The sequence below is a fragment of the Marivita sp. genome (assembly GCF_051859345.1).
GTDB lineage: Bacteria > Pseudomonadota > Alphaproteobacteria > Rhodobacterales > Rhodobacteraceae > Marivita.
The window spans coordinates 1,375-2,343 of the sequence record NZ_JBHYFV010000098.1 but is presented as its reverse complement, the minus strand read 5'-3'; the positions used below and the strand labels follow the sequence as shown (position 1 = coordinate 2,343).

Below are 969 nucleotides of genomic sequence, written 5' to 3'. Positions count from 1 at the left end.
ACAAGGGCTATGTCAGCGCCGAGCGTGAGGCCGCGTTCAAGGCGCCGGGCAAGGTCTGGGGTGTCATGCGCAAGGCGCCAAAGGGCGGAAATCTGCATCCCGTCGACGCGCGGATCAACCGCATCATCGCCATTGTCAGGGCCAGGGTCGAGCATCCCTTCCGGATCATCAAGCGCCAGTTCGGCCACGTGAAAACCCGCTACCGCGGCCTTGCCAAGAACCGCGCGCAGCTCTTCACGCTGTTCGCGCTCGGCAACCTGTTCCTCGTCCGAAGGAAGCTCGCGGCATGAGGACGAGTCTGCCTGAAACCCACGAAAGGGCCGTGACGGCCGTAGTGAACCCAGGAAACCTGAGGCTGCGAGCCCGCCCTCCGCCGGTTCAGCCAGTCAGGCGGCCATCTCGGCGCAGCCGAACGCGTTGATCAGACGATCCTTTATCACAGGGCAATCGCGTTTGGCTCAGCTCTCTGGAGCCGGCGCTTTCAAGCCATTGAGAATGCTGCGTAAGAAATCCTCATTCCATCCTGCGCGCTTGAGCTTTATGGAGAGCGATCCCTTCGAAGTGTCCTGCCGAACGACGTCGAGAGCGCGGCGTCGCAAGACCGCGATGTTGCCGGGGGCGTTATCCTTGCGGTTGCAGGGGGCATCTTCGCGGAAGGACACGTCGAGTTGCCAGTGCAGGACATTCTCGATGGCGCAATGCGCGCGTACCGTGGCCAGCAGCACCTCCGATTCAGGCATCCAGGGCAGCGCGAAATACCGGGTTTCCGAGCTTGTCTTTCCGTTGAGTTCTCGGGTTGCCTCGATGAGCCCGAAAGCCTTGAGGCCGGGGAATTCATGGTGTTCTGCCAATCCCTTGGCGGAAACAACCACAGCCTTTCGGTGCTCCTTGCGGCCATGGCCGCTGTCTTGGGTGCTGGCTTGCGGATGGCCTTCGCCCAAGCGGCCGAAACGGGCTTTCGCGTCCGAC

At 62.2% G+C, this 969-nt stretch carries 2 protein-coding genes; one reads left to right on the top strand and one right to left on the bottom strand.

Going from position 1 to position 969, the window contains the following annotated elements:
- On the top strand, positions 1-290 hold a 290-nt coding region (locus ACTIEN_RS22165), incomplete at its 5' end, for a transposase (RefSeq protein ID WP_439525302.1).
- Positions 291-458: 168 nt separating this feature from the next.
- Here ACTIEN_RS22165 and ACTIEN_RS22160 read toward each other — a convergent pair.
- Positions 459-969: ISAs1 family transposase (locus tag ACTIEN_RS22160; protein WP_439525301.1), on the bottom strand; the 511-nt coding region annotated here is incomplete at its 5' end.